Here is a 17550-nt window from a genome sequence, read left to right as displayed (position 1 = left end):
ACCCGCCTTCGCAGGAGTTGAACCATGAGAGCATTGACGTACCACGGTGCACAGGATGTAAGGGTCGACACGGTGCCGGACCCCATCCTGCAAGAGGCTGACGACATCATTCTGAGAGTCACGGCTACCGCTATCTGCGGGTCTGACCTGCATCTGTATCACGGCAAGATCCCACAAACCGAACACGGCGACATTTTTGGCCACGAGTTCATGGGGGTCGTCGAGGACGTCGGCCGCGCGGTGACCAATGTGCAAGTTGGCGACCGCGTGGTGATTCCGTTCGTGATCGCCTGCGGCGGCTGCTTCTTCTGCCAGCACGACTTGTTTGCCGCCTGCGAGACGACCAATACCGGCCGCGGCGCCATCATCAACAAGAAAGTCATTCCACCCGGTGCAGCGTTGTTCGGCTACAGCCATTTGTATGGTGGCATCCCGGGTGGCCAGGCGGACTATGTACGGGTACCCAAGGCCAATGTAGGCCCCTTCAAGGTGCCGACCTCGCTGTCCGACGACAAGGTGCTGTTCTTGTCGGATATTCTGCCCACCGCCTGGCAGGCGGTGACCAACGCGCAAGTGGGCCAGGGCTCGACGGTAGCCATCTACGGTGCGGGCCCCGTGGGCCTGTTGAGTGCGGCCTGCGCCCGCATGCTGGGCGCTCAAAAAATTTTCCTGGTCGATGACAACGACTACCGCCTGACGTTTGCCCGTGACGCCTATGGGGTAGTGCCAATCAATTTCGAGCAGGACGATGACCCTGCCGACAGCATCATTCGGCTGACCCCAGGCATGCGCGGCGTTGATGCCGTCATTGATGCAGTGGGCTTCGAGGCCAAGGGCAGCACCACCGAAACCGTCATGACAGCCCTCAAGATCGAAGGCAGCAGTGGCAAGGCGTTGCGTCAATGCATTGCTGCCGTGCGGCGCGGCGGCGTGGTCAGCGTCCCTGGTGTGTATGCCGGGTTCATTCATGGTTTTCTCTTCGGCGACGCATTCGACAAGGGCCTGACCTTCAAGATGGGCCAGACCCATGTGCAGAAGTTCTTGCCAGAACTGCTCGAGCACATCGAGGCCGGTCGGCTGCAACCTGAATTGATCGTGACGCATCGGTTGGCGCTCGAGGAAGCGGCGATGGGCTACAAGATGTTCGATCAGAAAAAGGATGATTGCCGCAAGGTGATTCTGGTTCCCGGTGCGGCAGCGGGTACATTGGCGCCTGAAGTAGCGATCTAAGCGGCACCGAGCCTTGTCAGGGCCTGGCCCACTGCCAGTGGGCCAGGCCAGACCTCAAGGGTGCATCAGGGTGATCAGGGCCTTGACCAGCGTCTGTTGATCAAACGGCTTGCTCAGCACCATGCCGCCGTGGGCAGGCCAGCTCTGCTGCCCAGGCGCGGGCGGTGCGTATCCCGTGATGAACAACACCGGTAGCCGCGGCCGTGTTCCCCTGGCAACGTCCACCATCTTCCTGCCGTCCAGCCCGCCAGGCAGCCCGACATCGGTGATCAACAGGTCGATTCGAGTGTCCGAGCGCAGCAATTGCAAGCCTGCCAGGCTGTCGGCTGCTTCGATGACGACGTAGCCCATACCACTGAGCGTTTCATTGACATACAGGCGAACTGACGCTTCATCGTCCACCAGCAATACAGTTTCACCCGGCCGCGCCCGATGACTCACCACAGGGGCCACGCTGTCGCTGACCACTCGGGCAGGCCCACCGTGACTGGGTAGTTGCATAAACACCCGAGTTCCTTGCCCTGGTGCCGAATCGATATGCACATGCCCGCCGGTCTGGCGGGCGAAACCGTACACCATCGAGAGGCCCAAGCCCGTCCCTGCACCCAGTGGCTTGGTGGTGAAGAATGGCTCGAACGCCCTGGAGAGGGTCGCGGCGTCCATACCAATACCCTCATCCGTGACGCATATGCTCAGGTAATCGCCCGAAGCAATCTCCGGGTCCGCATCACCGTCGATGCGTTGGTCTGCGGTCTGAATGCAAATCCGGCCATTCCCGTCCATGGCATCGCGCGCATTGATGCAAAGGTTCAGCAATGCGTTCTCAAGCTGTGCTGGATCGACCAGACAAGTGTGCAATGAAGCGGACAACTGAACCTCAAGCTTCACGCAGGGGCCTACCGTGCGGCGCACGAGCTCAGCCATGCCATCGATCAGCGCATGCACATCGGTCTGCACAGGCACCAGGGTTTGGCGCCTGGCGAACGCCAGAAGTCGATGGGTCAGCGCGGCGGCCTTGCGTGTAGCACCGTAAGCCACGGTCATGTAGCGTTCCACGTCCTCAAGACGGCCCTGGGCCAGGCGAGACCTGATCAGGTCCAGACTGCCGGAAATGCCCGCCAACAAATTGTTGAAGTCATGGGCAATGCCCCCAGTCAGTTGCCCGACGGCTTCCATTTTCTGGGCCTGATGCAAAGCCGCTTCGGCCTCCTCTCGCTCGGCTACTGCCTGGGCAATACGCGCCTCGAGCGTTCGGTTGAGCTCGAGGAGTTGCTCCTCTACCTGCCGGCGGGCGGTGACGTCGATGGAAGATCCAACCAGGCCGATCACCTCCCCCTCGTCGCTGAGCAGGGGCGCCTTGACCGATAGCCAATACGTGGCCGAGCCGTCTGGCATGTCCACCCGCTCTTCGACCTGGACGGCCGTCCCGCCGGCCATCACACGCTGATCGGTTTCCATCACCTGCCTGGCCTGATCCTTATCCTCAAGGAACTCAAGGTCGGTCTTGCCCAGGTAGAACTCCGGCGGCTTGCCGATCAGCTGCGTGGCGCCATGGTTGGCCACCAGCATGCGCCCGTTCAGGTCCTTGGCATAAACCACGCCGGGGACCGCGGCAGTGAAGGTACGCAGCAACGCGGACATACGGTCGCGTTCGGCCTGGGCCTTGCGACGCGACTCGATGTTCATCAGCACGCCCGGAAAGCGCACCGCAACGCCCTGCTCGTCGAGTTCGACCCGACCGTTGGCTTCAACCCAGCGATAGCAGCCATCGTCCTGGCGGACCCGGTATTCACACCTAAACGGGCCGCCCAGGGCCATGGCCGCCTGGATGGCTTGCGCGACGCGTTCACGGTCATCGGGATAGATGGAGGCAAATGCTTCCGCCAGAGGCATCCCCGTCAGGCATCTGGCCAGCGGCAAGCCAAACGAATGCGAGAATCGCTCATCGGCCGTCACCCTGTCATTGGGTATATCCCACACCCATGTGCCGATGATCGCACCCGCATCCAGCGCAAGCTGCAACCGCTCTGCGGTTAGCGCGGCATCATCCTGGCCACTGGCAGCGACACCAGCGGTACGTTGATTCATCGATCGACCTCGAACTTCCTGAAAACAAGCATCGGCTACAGGCACGCTATTAAGCGCAAAAGACGCCTATGATGAGCCTCACGCACAAGAGTTGGAAGGTCTGGTTTTCACGCCAGTTGAATAAATATGGCGTATGACCCGAGCAATACCCAGCATACGAGGAAAATCCAGGGTGTACGCAGCGAGAACAGCAAAGACTTGCGATGGCCGGCCTGGGAAGTCTCGGTTTCGCTAAATAATGGCGATTCGTCGTAAGCCAGCCCCATCATGGGTTCGCTTCGCAGCAGATGACTTTGCTTGAGTTGCCAATGCTCGATGATCTTGTAGGCAGCGTGAATACCTGGCCAGGCGTTCAGTGAACTGAGTACACCAAGCAGCGCCAAAAAGGGCGGCACCACCAGCGTGAACATTTCGCCCCAGCTCTGATTGGTATTGCCCATGGCTGAGGCATACGCAATGACTAAAAAGGACTGGGCGGCCAGGTAAGCATCCGTACGGTTAGCAAGGATACTCGTCTCGTACTGGATTTCCTGTCGGTAGAAGTCCAACCGCTCCTTGGGCGAGCCGAACATGCGAGCATTATGCTCCTGGATTTCGTGCTCTGGGGTGGCTGGGGTGATAATACGTGGCACAGTACGGCTCCTAGAAACTATCCATGGCCAGGGTGAGTGCCCATGCACGGGTCAACAGCATTGGCTGCCGTAGACATCGCGCGATGTAGCAAAGCTGGCTGAACATTGGTTTACGGCTTGTGCGCAGGCACATCCCTTGCGGTCTTTTGCGCCGTAGTGTCCTGCTCGGTGCCCGTAGACCCGTCTGGGCGCTGAGCGTCGTTGTCTCGCTCTTTTTCGCCCGTGGTGCGCGCTTGCTCCACGCGCTTGGCGTCCTGCTCATTCGATGTGCTCATGAAGACACCTCAGCCTTTGCTATGTTCAGGGGAAGAGGGTCCAGTACCGCGTTTGATGCCACGCGGTCCCCAGATACCCCAGATCGCCAGACCCGCCACAGGCAGAGCCAGGAGCAACAGGGCCCAGGCCGCCTTTGTGGCATCGGTCTTGTCGCTACGAAACACACTGACGATGGCCCACAGGTCCACCAGTAGGATCAGGACCGCCACGGCGATCCAGAAGTACGTCACAGGCTCGTTCATAACCGCTCTCCCTTTTGATCGGTTTCCCAACCTTCTTTAAAAAGGAAGCCTGGAAGTCCCGCTAAGTTCAGCTCGATTGCTGCACGATGGACGGGCGGACGCACTTGCAGTGAACCAACAGCGTAGCGCTCGCGTCCACTGCAAAATGCTGCGCGAGTTACAGGTATGGCCATCGACGCGATTGAGTCCGTCTTCGAGTACTTGAAAAAACATGACCTTGTTTTGACCACTGCCGAATCCTGCACCGCCGGCGCCATGGTAGCGGCCCTGGCCGCCCTGCCAGGCACCGCCGAGGTGCTCGAAAGCGGCTACGTTGTCTATTCCCCCGCTGCCAAACAACGCTTGCTGGGCGTTAGCCCGGTGACTATCGAGCGTTATGGCCTGACCAGCGAAGCGGTTGCATGGGAAATGGCATTAGGCGCATTGAAAGACAGCGACGCGACCGTTGCCATTGCCACCACAGGGGTCGCAGGACCTGCCGCGCAAGGCAAAATCCCGCCCGGTACGCTGTGCTTTGCCTGGGCGTTCTCCGGAGAGCCGCTTGCCGTTTTCACCGCCACCCAACGCTTTTTTGGCGAGCGTGACGAGGTGATGCGCCAGGGGGCGGCCTATGGACTGTCGCAACTGGCGCATTATCACCAACGTTGGCTACGCGGCGAACGGGCCTGATCACACCTTGATGAACGAGCACCCGATGACTTCCAAGCATTACCCAGCACCCGAAGGCGCCTTTGCCCATCACCGCTTTGGGCGCGCCGGACGCTTCAAATGGCTTGCACTTTTACTACCACTGGGCTTGGCGATCGCCATGGTGCCTGCCAGCCCTTGGTTGATCGATGCCAGGGCGACCAGTGCTGATGGCAAGGTACAGGTGCACTACAAGCGACTAGGTCGCAGCGCAAGCCCTGTCGAGCTATCGATCAGCGTGAAGGGAACGCCGAGCAAGCCGGTTTGGGTACAACTAGGCGGAAGCATGCTTCAGGAAGCCAGCATCGAAACCGTGCAACCGCAGCCGCTGCGCACTCAATCTCAAGGCAAGGCGATGCTCATTGAAGTGGCGACCGACGAAGCAGGAATGGCCACTGTTCACCTGACCGTGCGCAATGACGCACCAGGCCAGGTTACAGGCCACGTGAGAGCCGGCGCCAACAGCGCCGTGCGACTGTCGACATTCTTGTACCCGTAGCCCTGTACGGTTCGGTACAGACGCTTGGACACGCCGGGGCATATGCCACCGGCGTGCAGCTGGTCGAATTCAGGACTTGTCAGTGGCAACCGCAAATTTCTTCATGTCCACCGGGGGCGCGACGAACTCCGGACCTTTACCCGAGACTCGCCACCGCACGTTGGTCAACCCATAGCGCTCGGCCATGGGACGGCTGACTTTCTTGATCTTGTGCTGACCGAACCGCGGAATGATCCCGACACCTGCATCGCAGCTAGCCCAGTGCCAGGCCTCGGCGTTGTCCATGCGTTCCAGTCGAATGATGAAAGTCCTGAATTCTCCGTGTAGCTCGTACTCGATCACATACAGTTGTTGTCCTGCCATTGGACTCTCCTCCATCAAACTCAGCCTAATGGAGCCAAAGGCGTAACAAAAGATTCCATTTATTTTATCCCGACAGTCATCCTCTTGCCGTTGCCCACGTGATGACGAACTGTTCTCGCTTCGCTTCAGTCACATCAGTACCAATGGTGCAGGAGCTGCAATGTGGAAGACGTATCTGAAAGCCCGCGGCAATGTGCCGAGCCCCAGCGGGACGCCGGTGGATGGCTGGTGCTGGAGCAGTATGCAGCCCTTGGCGATGGGCGCTCGGTAGCGCTGGTAGGCCTGGACGGCTCCATCGACTGGTGGTGCGTGCCGCACATGGATTCGCCCCCTCTGTTCGATCGACTGCTCTCGCCCAGGACCGGCGGTTTCTTCGCCATCACCCCGACCCAGCCCTATCAGGCAAAGCGTCGCTATCGCCCCGGCAGCAACGTGGTGGAGACCGAGTACATCACTGCAACCGGCCGGGCGCGGTTGACCGAATCGCTGAACAGTGGGCCTGCCGGGCGCCTACCTTGGGCGGAACTGGCCCGTCGTATCGAGGGCATCGAAGGGTCGATCGCATTCGAAATCGCCATCGATTTCGGCACCCAGGCCGACACGGTGAGCCCGTACCTGACGCCCAACGACAACGGCTGCGTTTTTCACGCGGGCCATATTCTCGGGATGTTCCTGCATGACCAACAGCTCAGCGTGCGGCGCAAGGACGATATGGGCGTGCGCGCCACGCTCGACACCTCGCCCGGGCAACGTACTGTAGTGGCCTTGATCGCGGGACACGACGAGCCCTTGGTGGTGCCGCCACTCAGCTTGATCGATGACCGAATCGACGGCTCTGATCGCGAATGGCGGCAGTGGTCGCAAAGCCTCATCTATGAAGGGCCCTACCAGTCAGTGGTGGTACGCAACGCGCTGGCGCTCAAGCTGCTGCTGTCATCGCCCAGCGGTTCGATCATGGCGGCTGCCACCACCTCCCTGCCAGAGCGCATCGGCGGCACCAAGAACTATGACTACCGCTTCGCATGGGTGCGCGATGCCGGGTATACCATCGAAGCCTTCCTCGGCATTGGCGCTCAGCCTGAAGCCAAGGCGGCATTTACCTGGTTGCTGCGCAGGCTGGCCGAGCATGGCGCGCAGGTCTTCTACACCCTGGACGGGGCCATGGGCGAATGCACACGCGCCATCGACCTGCCGGGCTACAAGCAATCGCCGCCCGTAGTGGGTAACGATGCCCGCGACCAGTTACAGCACGGCGTATTCGGCGACATATTCGAAACTGCCCGTTGCTTCATCGACACCGGCAACATTCTGGACGGCAGCAGTGTGATGCTGCTGTCACGCCTGGCAGATCAATGCGCCGACCAGTGGCGCCAGCCGGATGCCGGTATCTGGGAGCTGCCAGAAACGCGGCACTACACCTTGTCGAAGATCAGCTGCTGGCAGGCCCTGAGCCGGGCCATCGAACTGGCCGACGGCGGGCATCTGCCCACTACCTGCCGGCAGCGCTGGGCGCGCGAGCGTGACCGTGTTTTCGAGTGGATCGAAAACCACTGCTGGCATGAGGCCCGCCAGGCGTATGTGTTCTACCCAGGCAGCGACAGGCTGGACGCAGGCATCGCCCTGGCGGTGCGCTTCGGCTATCCGGCGCCCGAGCGGCTGCAGAGCACCCTGGACGCTGTGCAGCACAGCCTGTCGGCCGGACCTTTCCACTATCGCTACAGCGGTGCGGTCGAGGAAGAAGGCTGCTTCCTGGCGTGCACGTTCTGGCTGGTGGAAGCCTGGGTGCTGCTCGGTCAGCACCAACGGGCGCAGCACGCCTATGAAGCTGCCCTACAAGGCCTTGACCATGGCGCAGGCATCTATTCAGAGATGATCGATCCTGATACCGCCGAGTACCTGGGCAACCTGCCGCAAGGCCTCACGCACCTGGCGGCGCTACGCGCAGCGTTGGCACTGGGTGGTCGCGCACCGTGTCGATAAGGGGACACGCCAGGCAGGTCATCTGTGCAGCGGAACTGATGGCCTGGCGCTTGACTCAACCCATGGCAACCGTGATTACAACAACCTGCAGAGGTGATCCATGAACGCCATCGAATTGCTGACCCAGGACCATCAGTTGGTCAAGAAACTGCTTGAAGAGCTGTCTTCGACAACAGAGCGCGCAGTGAAAAAGCGTGCCGACCTGCTGGAACGCATCAAGCAGGAAGTCACCATTCATACCGCCCTGGAAGAGGAAATCCTTTACCCAGCCATCAAAGAAGCTGGTGGTAAGGAAGAAGAAAAGATGTACTACGAGGCCAAGGAAGAGCACCGTACCGTCGATTCACTGGTGCTGCCTGACCTTGAAGGCACAGACACCGGCACGGTCGAGTTCGCAGGGCGGGTCAAGGTGATGAAAGAGTTGTTGGAGCACCACATCGAGGAAGAAGAAAGCGAGCTGTTCCCCACGGCACGCAAGCTGCTGGGTAAGCAGCAACTCGAGGAGATGGGCCAGGCGATGATGGCGCAGAAGAAATTGCTCAAGGGCAAGTCGGAACAGCGCGCCGCGTAATCAAGCCTGCGCGCCCTCAGGGGCGCGCAGCTCGCCCGTTATTCTGCCGGCGACTCGGCATCAACCATCGGCGGTACTGGGGCCAGGGCAAAAGCCCTGCGCTGCTCGGATCGACGCGCGAACGGCCGAGCGGGCAGTGGTTCGAGTCGTTGCGGTGTACCGGTTTCAAGCGCTCGCTTGATTGCCTCGACTACCCGTACATCACGCCACCCCTCTTCCCCATCGGGTTCGGGCGCAACGTTGTTGAGGATACAATCGGAGAAATAGGCCGTTTCCCCAGCAAATTGGTCCACCACAGGGTTGACGTGCACACGCGTCTCGCCATCGATGGTGGCCCTGTAGCTGATCGCAACCCCTTCCCCATAACCGAAGCACGGCGAAGCCTCGATCTCGCCCTTGGTGCCCAATAGCTGGAACCGCTCGGTAGACGGCAAGGTATAGCTGACGGTGAACTGCGCCAGCCGCTCGTCTTCGAAGCGCAGGCTCACGGTGACCGTATCCCAGGTATCCATGGTGCTGCCAGGCGATCGAACACCCATGGCCGAGACTTCGATGGGTTCGGCGTTGAACAACTGGCGCACCATGTTCAGGGGATAGGGGCCCATGTCCGGTACCGGCCCGGCCTCGAAACCATTCTGGGCACGGTGGTTATTAGGTTTGACACGCTGCGTGAAGATGGATGTGAACAACCTGGGATCGCCGAAATCGCCCTTATGCACGCGCTCGATCATGTCCAGCGTGCCCGGCTCGCAGTGCAGGCGGTAGGCAACCATCAGCTTGGCACCCGTGCGTTTCGAAACCTCGATCATGGCTTTGCAATCGGCTTCGCTGATGCCCATGGGCTTTTCGAGCAACACATGGATACCGGCTTCGAGGGCCGGCAATACGAACTCACGATGACGGAAATTGGGCGTTGCAATGTACAGTGCGTCCACCTCCCGCGCAGCGAGCATCTGAGCATACTGGTCGTAATGGTAGGTGCGCAGGGCATACCGCTCGCCCAACTGCCGGGCTTTTTCCTCATCTCCGGTGACCAGGACGGTAATTTCCGAGTTGTTGGTTTGCCCGATACCGGGCATGAACGCACCCTGGGAAATCGAACCGCCGGCCACTACACCATAACGGACCTTGCGTGCTGTGCTGGGCATGACACCCCTCCTCTAGAACATGATTCAAAGCAATACCTCTGAAGTGGGCAAGCCGAGGCCGGGTGAGGTTCAAAAAAACGTTGGCGTACGCGCTTTCATCGCAAGGCGTGTCTGGGAAAGAGGATCGATCTGAACCCGGCTTCGACTGGCCGGTCCCACGAACAAACCAGGACCGAGGACCGTTCGATGGAGGCTTGGATCGATTGGCTGGAATGGCCGGCCATGGTGTTGACGGTAGTGGCAGCATGGTGCATAGGCTCGCAGCGACCCGCCCGGCGCAAGGTCGGCTTCTGCTGCTTCATTGCAAGCAACCTGTTATGGGCAGCCTGGGGTTGGCAAGCCGAGGCTTGGGCGCTGATCATTCTGCAGTTCACGCTGTGCGTCATGAATCTGCGGGGATGGAAGAAGAATACGATGATGGAGCCGGGTTGACGTGGGGCTGCTCAGGGTCTGCTCAAGGCAACGCATTGCCAAGGGTGAGCGGTCTTGCCAGAGCGCCAGACCTGCCCCGAGAACTCAAGGTGCGAAGCTGCAATATCAGGGCGGCGCTCAAATCTTGGGGCCGCTTTGCGGCCCATCGCAGCAACAAGTCGCTGGCTTGAATTTCAGGAAAGCACAGCGCATGCAGCAAAACGACCCCATCGCTTAACGATTCAAGCGCTTCTCCACGTTTTCAGTCTGCTGCTCGATCGCCCGGGTCTGCTCCTCCAGCTCCTTGATGGAAGTCGGGGTGATAGCCTTGTCGATGGCCTCGGTGGCCGGATCAGGGCGTTCCAACACAGGATCAGGTGACTGCTCGCCTTTTTGCGCTTCCTCTGAAGAAATCGGACGCGGAACTTTGTCGCCGGTGTGGGTGTGAGTGTCTTTCATGAGCATCTCCTACGTGAACAGGGTGTCTTTATGAGCAGAGCGCAACGCTGGGGAAAAGTTTGATCCGCTTCGCTCAGCCCAGGTAACTGCGAACCGACAACCCATCGCCGACAGCGGCGCCACTGGCCGTGTTGTCAAAGATGCACCAAGTGATCGCCCCTTGGGCATGGGCGCGTTTCAATTGGACGGCAAGTTGCCGTAGGCATTGATCGGTATAAGCGCTCCGATACATCACCGGTACGCCGTGCAGCCGCCAATACGCTATGCCTGACCAGCCAGAGGGCTGGCCGTCTAGCTCGAATCTGGAGGGGCTTGCCCCCACCTGCCCTACCTGAAGGTCGATCAGCAGCTGTTGAGCTGAACGCCATGTCTCATGCCGAGGTTCGACGACTACTGGCTTGTCGAACCTGCACCGCAGTGCTTCGAAAAAGCGCCTGACTACAGCTTCGTCAAACCCTAGCGACGGTGGTAACTGGACGAGCAAGCAGCCCAACTTCTCTCCCAACTCCCCGCATTGGGCCAGAAAGCTGTCCAGCGCCGTTTCACACCTGTGCAGACGCATTTCATGGGTGATCGCCTTGGGCACCTTGACCGAGAAGCGAAAGTCCTCAGGCGTCGATGCGGCCCAGCGCGCATAGGTCTGCGGGCGATGGGGCCGGTAGAACGAACTGTTGATTTCCACAGCACTCAGGCGCGCGGCGTAGCGCTCCAGATGGCTGCCTGCTTCGGGAAAAGCCAGAGCATGCTCCTTGGGCAGGCTCCAGCCTGCACAGCCTAGGTAGATCATCTCAGTAGCCCCTTGACCTCACTCGATGGTGGAGTCGCTTGAGTGTCCAGGCGTTCCACTTGGCAGATTCGATGGAACACCTGGCAACAGGCTGGCCACTAACGCAGCACATCCCAAGAGGAATCCACCATGACCACCCCCACTCAACCAGACCCCTATGTGGACAACGTACCGCACAATCCGGGTGATCTCATTGAAGCACCTGAGCAGGAACCCACCGAACCGGCTCCCGAATGGCCGGAAGGCCAGGTACCACCCGAAGAGCAATCTGACGGCTGACCCTTACACACTTGGCGGCGCACACTGCGTCACCTGAAACGCTGCAATCACCAGGAGGGATCCGATGAAGTTCGCGCAGTTCTGTCAGTGGCTATCCAACCAGGCCGGCCGCCCCAGCACGTTCTTGATGGCCATCGTGCTCATCATCATGTGGGCGGTTTCCGGCCCATGGTTCCACTACAACGATACCTGGCAACTGATCATCAACACCTCGACCACCATCATCACCTTCCTGATGGTGTTTCTGATCCAGAATACCCAGAACCGAGACAACGACATCATTCACGTCAAGCTCGACGAGCTGATCCGCGCCACTCAATCGGCGCAACGTTCGGTGCTGGACCTGGAGGCCATGGACAGCAAGACCCTGCGCGAGCTGCGCAAGGAATACCGTGCACTGGCCGCACGTACCGGCACACCGCTTGAAGACAACGCGCCGCAGCCATGATGTGCCAGCGCATCGCTGGACCGGGCCCCACTTGTTGTCCACCGTGGACCAATCAATGGCCTACACGCGCACGGGCCCCTACCCGACCCGCACAGTTCATCTGTCCAGGATCGACGTGCACGGATCATCCGATAACCATTCGCAGGGCAATTGTTTTGCTCGACGCCTGACACCTCGAAACCTTTGCTAGAGGAGGCAAGCCTTCATGAGCGATCGCATCATCACACTGTTCACCGATACCACGTTCTTCGGTATCTCCATTCTCAACCTGTTACTCGCAGTCACTGTGGCCACACTGACGTTCCTGGTCGCCAGGGCAGCCATCAGTTTCGTACAGCGGCGCGTCAAGCACTGGTCCTCGCATTCCGGGGCCTTGAGCCACGTGGTAGAGAAGGTCCTGTCAGGCACCAGCAACTCGCTGCTGTTTCTGGCTTCGCTGCTGGTGGGGTTGAGCATGCTCGACCTGCCGGAGCGTTGGTTGAGCCGGGTTGGCAGCCTCTGGTTCGTCGTCGCAGCGCTGCAGATCGGCCTGTGGGCCAACCGTGCCATCGGCCTGGGCCTGGATCGCTACTTCACCCGTCACAACCCGGACGGTTCCCAGCAGAGCAGTGCCCTGGCCACGTTGTCGGCCTGGGGTGCGCGGGTGCTGTTGTGGTCGATCGTGCTACTGGCCATGCTGTCGAACCTGGGCGTGAACATCACCGCCTTCGTCGCCAGCTTGGGTGTGGGCGGTATTGCGGTCGCTCTGGCTGTGCAGAACATTCTGGGTGACCTGTTCGCATCGCTGTCCATCGCCGTGGACAAACCGTTCGAGGTAGGTGACTTCATCGTCATTGGCCCCCTGGCCGGCACCGTCGAGCATGTTGGCCTGAAAACCACGCGCATCCGCAGCCTGGGCGGCGAGCAGATCGTCATGGCCAATGCCAGCATGATCAGCAGCACCATCCAGAACTACAAGCGCCTGCAAGAACGTCGCATCGTGTTCGAATTTGGTCTGTCCTACGATACGCCTACCGAGGCGGTGAAGAAGGCGCCCGGGATCGTCGAGGAAGCGATCAAGGCTCAAGCCCAAGCACGCTTCGACCGAGCGCACTTGCGTGGCTTCGGCAAGGAGGCGCTGGAGTTCGAATGCGTCTACATCGTGCAGGACCCAGGCTACAACCTGTACATGGACATCCAGCAGGCCATCAACTTCAAACTGCTTGAGCGGTTCTCGAAAATCGGCGCCAAGTTCGCCGTACCGGTGCGGGCCATCAAGGTCACGGCGTTGCCGCAGGAGGCGAACGTGCATGCGCAAGGGCGAGACAACATGGGTATGCGGGGGGCGTGAACGCGTGACATGTAACGCTTGAACGTAGCAGCGGACCCGACGGTCCGCTGCCCTGCCGGTTCATATAGGCTCATCACCATTGACCTTGCCCAATTCGGCACCGGTCATTGGCTGCAGGTCGGGATTGGACTGGGTTCTCAGCTTCATGGCCTCCACTGCGTCTGCACTGGCCCCATCGAGCTCCACCGACGCCATACCATTACCGCCATCGACGGCCGGTTGCGGCTGATCCACGTAGACCCAATCCTGGCCTTCGTTCCATGAGCCGCGCACCTCCCCGCCGTGGGACATGTTGAAGTAGGTGCGGTTGAACTCGGGATCACCCGGCATTTTGCCCTGCGGGAAGTTAGGTTGGATGGAATGCAGCGCTTTCTCGAAAGACATCTGATGGGCAATTTCTCGGCTCATCAGAAAACCGAGCGCATCCTTGATGCCGGGGTCATCGGTCACGTTGATCAGACGCTCATACACGATCTTGGCGCGGGCCTCGGCGGCAATGTTCGAGCGCAGATCTGCCGTCGGCTCTCCAATGGTGTCGATGTAGGCAGCGGTCCAGGGAATGCCACCAGAGTTCACCAGCGCAGCGCCACCCCCATACAAAAGGCTGGTGACATGCGAGTCGTTACCCGCGCCGGTGAGTGATCGATACAGTTCACCCTCGGCTTCCACCCCTTCGGCCAGACGGCCTTTGGCAGCTTTGTTGAGCATCACCACGATCGATCCGATGATCTCGAGATGGCTGAGTTCTTCGGTGGCGATATCGAACAACATGTCCTTGCGCCCTGGGTCATCCTCGGTTACGGCCTGGGTGAAATAGCGCATCGCGGCGGCAAGCTCACCCTGAGGCCCGCCAAACTGTTCGAGCAACAGGTTCGCAAGCCCAGGGTTGGGCTGGGAGACACGGACGGTGTACTGCAGACGTTTGTTGTGCATGAACATCGGTAAATCCTCATCATCGTGCCGAAGCAGCGGGCGCTACACCGGTCGGTTTAACGTTGATCAACGATTCTCATCGCTCGAGCGGCCACCGCCGTGGCTGTTCTTGCCGCCTTCGCGGCCCGCCTCAGCGGCTTTCTGCGGATCATTGGCGAAGTTGCCTCCGGAGGCCTGCCCACCTTTACGGCCCGCTTCGGACGCTTTCTCACGGTCGTTGGCGAAATCACCGCCTGATGCCTGGCCTCCCTTGTGACCTGCCTGGGACGCTTTCTCTCGGTCATTGGCAAAGTTGCCTGGATTGGTGTTGGAGCTGCCGCCTTGGTTTGCATGCTTGTCGTCATTGCTAGCCATGATGTTCATCTCTCATGTGTTCACACAGGTTGGTCTGTGTTCATGGGTGACCCGCAGCAAACGGCGGCTGGTCAAAGCAATTCACTCCAGCCTGACGAATTGCGCGAAGCACTGTTGGTCGAGCGTTTGGGACCCTTGAGCTTGTCGCAATGTTGAGGTGCACTCAGGACGAAGGCGGACAAATGACTGTCGTGCCAGTAGTTACGGGCTCAGCTAAGCCCGTTCGTCGATTACCGGGCACGGCCGGCAGTCCAACCTGACGAACACTACGAGGACACCTCATAAAAGGAGCTTCATCATGACAATGCTAAAACCTTCCTCCCTGCTGCTTGCGCTCTGCCTGGGCGCATCTGCGCCGGTGGTCATGGCAGCAACCAACATGAATGATCAACACACCCCCAGCATGCAATCGGGCGATCACGGCATCATGAATGGCAACAGCGGCGCCACCGGTTCTGGCACCCCGGGCGATGGCATGGGCACCGGAAGCGGCACCGGCAGCAACGGCACCGACGCCACGGGGGGCGATGGCACTGCTCCCGGCTCGGGTACCGGTACCGGTAATGGGGCGAACACGGGCGCCGGCGGCACCGGGAGCGGCTCGGGCATGGGCGGCACCGGGAGTGGCGACATGGGCGGTAGAGGCGACATGGGCGGCAGCGGCGGTACCGGTATGGGCAGCGGGACCGGGAGCGGCGGCTCAGGTAGCGGTGCCGGCGGCGCAGGCGGCTCGGGTGGTGGTAGCTGATCATCCGGTGCATGTGACTCGCGCTATGGCTAACCAAGCCTGACACGTGGAATACAAGGGCTGCTGTGCAGCCCTTCCTTCAAACGACAGCTACAACAGACTTGAGGCTGACGTGGCGACTGAATCCAGACACGACACACACGCCAGTAGTCACGACCAGCGGTTCTACGACACGGATATCCCCGCCCGCCTCGATCGACTGCCATGGACACGATTTCACACGTTGCTGGTGGTAGCGCTTGGCATCACCTGGCTACTGGACGGTCTGGAAGTCACCCTTGCCGGGTCGTTGGCCGGCGCCTTGAAGGACAGCCCTGCCCTGGCCATGAGCAACCGCGATGTCGGCCTGGCTGGTGCCATCTATATCGCCGGGGCAGTGCTCGGCGCGCTCTTTTTCGGCTGGCTGACCGACCGCCTGGGTCGGCGCAAGCTGTTTTTCATCACCCTGGCGCTCTACATCGGCGCCACCGCTGCCACGGCATTTTCCTGGAACCTGTGGAGCTTAATGGTCTTTCGCTTTCTCACAGGCGCGGGCATCGGTGGGGAATATACCGCTATCAACTCAACCATCCAGGAGTTCACTCCAGCGCGCTACCGTGGCTGGGTCGACCTGACCATCAACGGTACGTTCTGGCTAGGCGCTGCGCTGGGTGCAGTGGGTGCCATCGTGCTGCTGAACCCTTCGATGGCGCACGGTGATCTTGGATGGCGCCTATGCTTTGGCATTGGCGCTGCGTTGGGCCTGCTGATCATGCTCATGCGGCTGTGGGTGCCGGAAAGCCCGCGCTGGCTGATGATCCACAATCAACCCGAGGCGGCTGAACGCATTGTGGCCGACATCGAGCGCAGGTGCCGCGATCAAGGCTTGGCACTGCCTGCACTTGACAGCCCGCCCCTGCAATTGCGAGCCAGGCACCACACGCCTTTGGCCGAGGTATTTCACAGCCTGTTCGTCGTCCACAGGCGCCGGGCCATGGTAGGCCTGACGCTGCTCACGGCGCAGGCCTTTTTTTACAACGCCATCTTCTTCACCTACGCCCTGGTGCTGACCGACTTCTACGATGTGCCCTCCTCCAGCGTTGGCTGGTATGTCCTGCCGTTCGCGCTCGGCAACTTCTGTGGCCCTTTGTTGCTCGGGCGGCTGTTCGATGTGTTAGGGCGGCGCATCATGATCAGCACCACCTATGCCCTGTCGGGCGTATTGCTGACCCTGAGCGGCTATCTGTTCGAACAGGGGATGATCAATGCCGTCGAGCAAACGATCGCGTGGATGGTCATCTTCTTCTTTGCCTCGGCCGCGGCCAGCTCTGCTTACCTCACGGTGGCAGAAACCTTCCCGCTGGAGATCCGTGCCCTGGCCATTGCCGTGTTCTATGCATTCGGCACGGGGCTGGGTGGCATGGTGGGGCCGACGTTGTTCGGTGCCTTGATCGAATCGGGCGAGCGTACCCAAGTCTGGTATGGGTACCTGCTCGGCGCTGCGCTCATGCTGGCAGCAGCAGTCGTCCAGGCCGTTTACGGGGTAGCCGCAGAGCGCCGGTCACTGGAGCACGTCGCCCGCCCCCTATCTCAGGTGGAATCCGCCGATTAAAGGGCCCGCCGTCCGTCCGCCCATCGGCACTCGAGCGTGTGCTGGCCTTCAACCCTAATACCCATCCAATGAGGAGCGACCACCATGGCACGCGGCGACAAGGACAAGTACACCCAAGAGCAAAAGCGCAAAGCCGAGCACATCGAGCAAAGCTATGAGGACAAGGGTTTGCCCAAGGACAAGGCCGAGGCGCGGGCCTGGGCCACGGTGAACAAGCAATCCGGCGGGGGCGACAAGAAAGGTGGCTCCGGTAGCAAGACGAGCAGCACCGACAAGAAAACTGCACGCAGCGACTCTGCCAAGCGAGCCGCCAAGTCCCGCGAGGGACACCCGCGCAACAGCTCTGCCTCGCTGGAATCCCAGACCAAGGAGAGCCTGCTCAAGGAGGCGCGCAACAAGGACATCAAGGGCCGCTCGACCATGACCAAGGCCGAGTTGATCGAAGCGCTGCGCAAGCACGGTTGATCTGCAAGGGCTGTTTATCCCGGTCAGCT

Annotated in this window: 22 protein-coding genes; 12 read left to right on the top strand and 10 right to left on the bottom strand. The window is 60.4% G+C overall.

Annotated features, from left to right (window positions below; genetic code table 11):
* The first annotated feature begins 24 nt into the window (after positions 1–24).
* Entirely contained in the window at positions 25–1230 is a 1206-nt protein-coding gene (locus tag ACF8R3_RS06760) for a zinc-dependent alcohol dehydrogenase (protein WP_058637270.1), read from the top strand.
* A gap of 54 nt (positions 1231–1284) precedes the next feature.
* Here ACF8R3_RS06760 and ACF8R3_RS06755 read toward each other — a convergent pair whose 3' ends face one another.
* The 4 genes from ACF8R3_RS06755 to ACF8R3_RS06740 form a co-directional block, all read right to left on the bottom strand.
* Positions 1285–3318 (bottom strand): PAS domain-containing sensor histidine kinase, encoded by a 2034-nt coding sequence (locus tag ACF8R3_RS06755; RefSeq protein WP_197844653.1) that lies wholly within the window; start codon positions 3316–3318, stop codon positions 1285–1287.
* Between the two features lie 107 nt (positions 3319–3425).
* Entirely contained in the window at positions 3426–3950 is a 525-nt protein-coding gene (locus tag ACF8R3_RS06750; RefSeq protein WP_023536033.1) for a hypothetical protein, read from the bottom strand.
* Between the two features lie 110 nt (positions 3951–4060).
* A complete protein-coding gene (locus ACF8R3_RS06745; RefSeq protein ID WP_167340246.1) occupies positions 4061–4225 on the bottom strand; it encodes a hypothetical protein in 165 nt (54 codons plus the stop codon).
* Between the two features lie 9 nt (positions 4226–4234).
* Positions 4235–4468, bottom strand: a complete 234-nt coding sequence (locus ACF8R3_RS06740; RefSeq protein WP_028687006.1) for a PLDc N-terminal domain-containing protein — start codon at positions 4466–4468, stop codon at positions 4235–4237.
* Between the two features lie 165 nt (positions 4469–4633).
* On the opposite strand from ACF8R3_RS06740, the gene ACF8R3_RS06735 reads away from it, so the two are divergent.
* Both ACF8R3_RS06735 and ACF8R3_RS06730 read left to right on the top strand, forming a co-directional pair.
* Entirely contained in the window at positions 4634–5137 is a 504-nt protein-coding gene (locus ACF8R3_RS06735; protein WP_392474990.1) for a CinA family protein, read from the top strand.
* 25 nt (positions 5138–5162) lie between these two features.
* Entirely contained in the window at positions 5163–5654 is a 492-nt protein-coding gene (locus tag ACF8R3_RS06730; protein ID WP_197844655.1) for a hypothetical protein, read from the top strand.
* Positions 5655–5723: 69 nt separating this feature from the next.
* Here ACF8R3_RS06730 and ACF8R3_RS06725 read toward each other — a convergent pair whose 3' ends face one another.
* Entirely contained in the window at positions 5724–6017 is a 294-nt protein-coding gene (locus tag ACF8R3_RS06725; RefSeq protein WP_023535998.1) for a DUF6555 family protein, read from the bottom strand.
* 225 nt (positions 6018–6242) lie between these two features.
* Here ACF8R3_RS06725 and ACF8R3_RS06720 point away from each other — a divergent pair, with 225 nt between their 5' ends.
* The gene (locus ACF8R3_RS06720; protein WP_392515329.1) at positions 6243–7997 is read left to right on the top strand and encodes a glycoside hydrolase family 15 protein; all 1755 of its coding nucleotides are present in this window, start codon (positions 6243–6245) and stop codon (positions 7995–7997) included.
* 100 nt (positions 7998–8097) lie between these two features.
* Positions 8098–8568: a hemerythrin domain-containing protein gene (locus ACF8R3_RS06715; RefSeq protein ID WP_058605217.1), complete on the top strand. Its 471-nt coding sequence runs from the start codon at positions 8098–8100 to the stop codon at positions 8566–8568.
* 38 nt (positions 8569–8606) lie between these two features.
* Here the strand turns inward: ACF8R3_RS06715 and ACF8R3_RS06710 are convergent, their stop codons facing one another.
* Positions 8607–9716 carry a Gfo/Idh/MocA family protein gene (locus ACF8R3_RS06710; RefSeq protein WP_197844656.1) on the bottom strand — a complete coding sequence of 370 codons (1110 nt, stop codon included), beginning with the start codon at positions 9714–9716 and terminating at the stop codon, positions 8607–8609.
* A gap of 186 nt (positions 9717–9902) precedes the next feature.
* Between ACF8R3_RS06710 and ACF8R3_RS06705 the strand changes: the two genes are divergently transcribed.
* Positions 9903–10148, top strand: coding sequence for a hypothetical protein (locus tag ACF8R3_RS06705; RefSeq protein WP_058637277.1), 246 nt, complete (start codon positions 9903–9905; stop codon positions 10146–10148).
* A 213-nt stretch (positions 10149–10361) separates the two neighbouring features.
* On the opposite strand, the gene ACF8R3_RS06700 is transcribed toward ACF8R3_RS06705, so the two are convergent.
* Together ACF8R3_RS06700 and ACF8R3_RS06695 are read right to left on the bottom strand one after the other, a co-directional pair.
* Positions 10362–10586 carry a hypothetical protein gene (locus ACF8R3_RS06700; protein ID WP_058637279.1) on the bottom strand — a complete coding sequence of 75 codons (225 nt, stop codon included), beginning with the start codon at positions 10584–10586 and terminating at the stop codon, positions 10362–10364.
* A gap of 73 nt (positions 10587–10659) precedes the next feature.
* Positions 10660–11373: a DUF72 domain-containing protein gene (locus ACF8R3_RS06695; RefSeq protein WP_392515294.1), complete on the bottom strand. Its 714-nt coding sequence runs from the start codon at positions 11371–11373 to the stop codon at positions 10660–10662.
* 129 nt (positions 11374–11502) lie between these two features.
* On the opposite strand from ACF8R3_RS06695, the gene ACF8R3_RS06690 reads away from it, so the two are divergent.
* The 3 genes from ACF8R3_RS06690 (at position 11503) to ACF8R3_RS06680 (ending at position 13430) form a co-directional block, all read left to right on the top strand.
* Positions 11503–11652: a hypothetical protein gene (locus tag ACF8R3_RS06690; protein WP_392515292.1), complete on the top strand. Its 150-nt coding sequence runs from the start codon at positions 11503–11505 to the stop codon at positions 11650–11652.
* Positions 11653–11716: 64 nt separating this feature from the next.
* Positions 11717–12100, top strand: a complete 384-nt coding sequence (locus ACF8R3_RS06685) for a low affinity iron permease family protein (protein WP_058603938.1) — start codon at positions 11717–11719, stop codon at positions 12098–12100.
* Positions 12101–12305: 205 nt separating this feature from the next.
* Entirely contained in the window at positions 12306–13430 is a 1125-nt protein-coding gene (locus ACF8R3_RS06680; protein ID WP_392515290.1) for a mechanosensitive ion channel family protein, read from the top strand.
* 60 nt (positions 13431–13490) lie between these two features.
* Here the strand turns inward: ACF8R3_RS06680 and ACF8R3_RS06675 are convergent, their stop codons facing one another.
* On the bottom strand, positions 13491–14369 hold the full coding sequence (locus tag ACF8R3_RS06675) for a manganese catalase family protein (RefSeq protein ID WP_392515288.1): 879 nt from the start codon (positions 14367–14369) through the stop codon (positions 13491–13493).
* Between the two features lie 60 nt (positions 14370–14429).
* Entirely contained in the window at positions 14430–14717 is a 288-nt protein-coding gene (locus tag ACF8R3_RS06670) for a general stress protein (protein WP_196186195.1), read from the bottom strand.
* A gap of 298 nt (positions 14718–15015) precedes the next feature.
* Between ACF8R3_RS06670 and ACF8R3_RS06665 the strand changes: the two genes are divergently transcribed.
* The 3 genes from ACF8R3_RS06665 (at position 15016) to ACF8R3_RS06655 (ending at position 17521) form a co-directional block, all read left to right on the top strand.
* Complete coding sequence (locus ACF8R3_RS06665) at positions 15016–15465, top strand: hypothetical protein (protein ID WP_392515286.1); 450 nt, start codon at positions 15016–15018, stop codon at positions 15463–15465.
* A 112-nt stretch (positions 15466–15577) separates the two neighbouring features.
* Complete coding sequence (locus ACF8R3_RS06660; RefSeq protein ID WP_326383914.1) at positions 15578–17056, top strand: MFS transporter; 1479 nt, start codon at positions 15578–15580, stop codon at positions 17054–17056.
* A gap of 84 nt (positions 17057–17140) precedes the next feature.
* A complete protein-coding gene (locus tag ACF8R3_RS06655) occupies positions 17141–17521 on the top strand; it encodes a termination factor Rho (RefSeq protein ID WP_078478732.1) in 381 nt (126 codons plus the stop codon).
* The last annotated feature ends 29 nt before the right edge of the window (positions 17522–17550 follow it).

The sequence above is a fragment of the Pseudomonas sp. FYR_7 genome (genome assembly GCF_043106155.1).
GTDB classification, from domain to species: domain Bacteria; phylum Pseudomonadota; class Gammaproteobacteria; order Pseudomonadales; family Pseudomonadaceae; genus Aquipseudomonas; species Aquipseudomonas parafulva_B.
Note: the sequence above shows the minus strand (reverse complement) of the source record. Positions and strands in the feature narration are given on the sequence as shown.

Coding starts and splice junctions, on each gene's coding strand:
- ACF8R3_RS06695 (WP_392515294.1), bottom strand. CDS start 11,373: ATGATCTACCTAGGCTGTGCAGGCTGGAGCCTGCCCAAGGAGCATGCT.
- ACF8R3_RS06655 (WP_078478732.1), top strand. CDS start 17,141: ATGGCACGCGGCGACAAGGACAAGTACACCCAAGAGCAAAAGCGCAAA.
- ACF8R3_RS06755 (WP_197844653.1), bottom strand. CDS start 3,318: ATGAATCAACGTACCGCTGGTGTCGCTGCCAGTGGCCAGGATGATGCC.
- ACF8R3_RS06700 (WP_058637279.1), bottom strand. CDS start 10,586: ATGAAAGACACTCACACCCACACCGGCGACAAAGTTCCGCGTCCGATT.
- ACF8R3_RS06705 (WP_058637277.1), top strand. CDS start 9,903: ATGGAGGCTTGGATCGATTGGCTGGAATGGCCGGCCATGGTGTTGACG.
- ACF8R3_RS06675 (WP_392515288.1), bottom strand. CDS start 14,369: ATGTTCATGCACAACAAACGTCTGCAGTACACCGTCCGTGTCTCCCAG.
- ACF8R3_RS06710 (WP_197844656.1), bottom strand. CDS start 9,716: ATGCCCAGCACAGCACGCAAGGTCCGTTATGGTGTAGTGGCCGGCGGT.
- ACF8R3_RS06665 (WP_392515286.1), top strand. CDS start 15,016: ATGACAATGCTAAAACCTTCCTCCCTGCTGCTTGCGCTCTGCCTGGGC.
- ACF8R3_RS06760 (WP_058637270.1), top strand. CDS start 25: ATGAGAGCATTGACGTACCACGGTGCACAGGATGTAAGGGTCGACACG.
- ACF8R3_RS06735 (WP_392474990.1), top strand. CDS start 4,634: ATGGCCATCGACGCGATTGAGTCCGTCTTCGAGTACTTGAAAAAACAT.
- ACF8R3_RS06725 (WP_023535998.1), bottom strand. CDS start 6,017: ATGGCAGGACAACAACTGTATGTGATCGAGTACGAGCTACACGGAGAA.
- ACF8R3_RS06685 (WP_058603938.1), top strand. CDS start 11,717: ATGAAGTTCGCGCAGTTCTGTCAGTGGCTATCCAACCAGGCCGGCCGC.
- ACF8R3_RS06730 (WP_197844655.1), top strand. CDS start 5,163: ATGACTTCCAAGCATTACCCAGCACCCGAAGGCGCCTTTGCCCATCAC.
- ACF8R3_RS06740 (WP_028687006.1), bottom strand. CDS start 4,468: ATGAACGAGCCTGTGACGTACTTCTGGATCGCCGTGGCGGTCCTGATC.
- ACF8R3_RS06690 (WP_392515292.1), top strand. CDS start 11,503: ATGACCACCCCCACTCAACCAGACCCCTATGTGGACAACGTACCGCAC.
- ACF8R3_RS06670 (WP_196186195.1), bottom strand. CDS start 14,717: ATGGCTAGCAATGACGACAAGCATGCAAACCAAGGCGGCAGCTCCAAC.
- ACF8R3_RS06745 (WP_167340246.1), bottom strand. CDS start 4,225: ATGAGCACATCGAATGAGCAGGACGCCAAGCGCGTGGAGCAAGCGCGC.
- ACF8R3_RS06680 (WP_392515290.1), top strand. CDS start 12,306: ATGAGCGATCGCATCATCACACTGTTCACCGATACCACGTTCTTCGGT.
- ACF8R3_RS06715 (WP_058605217.1), top strand. CDS start 8,098: ATGAACGCCATCGAATTGCTGACCCAGGACCATCAGTTGGTCAAGAAA.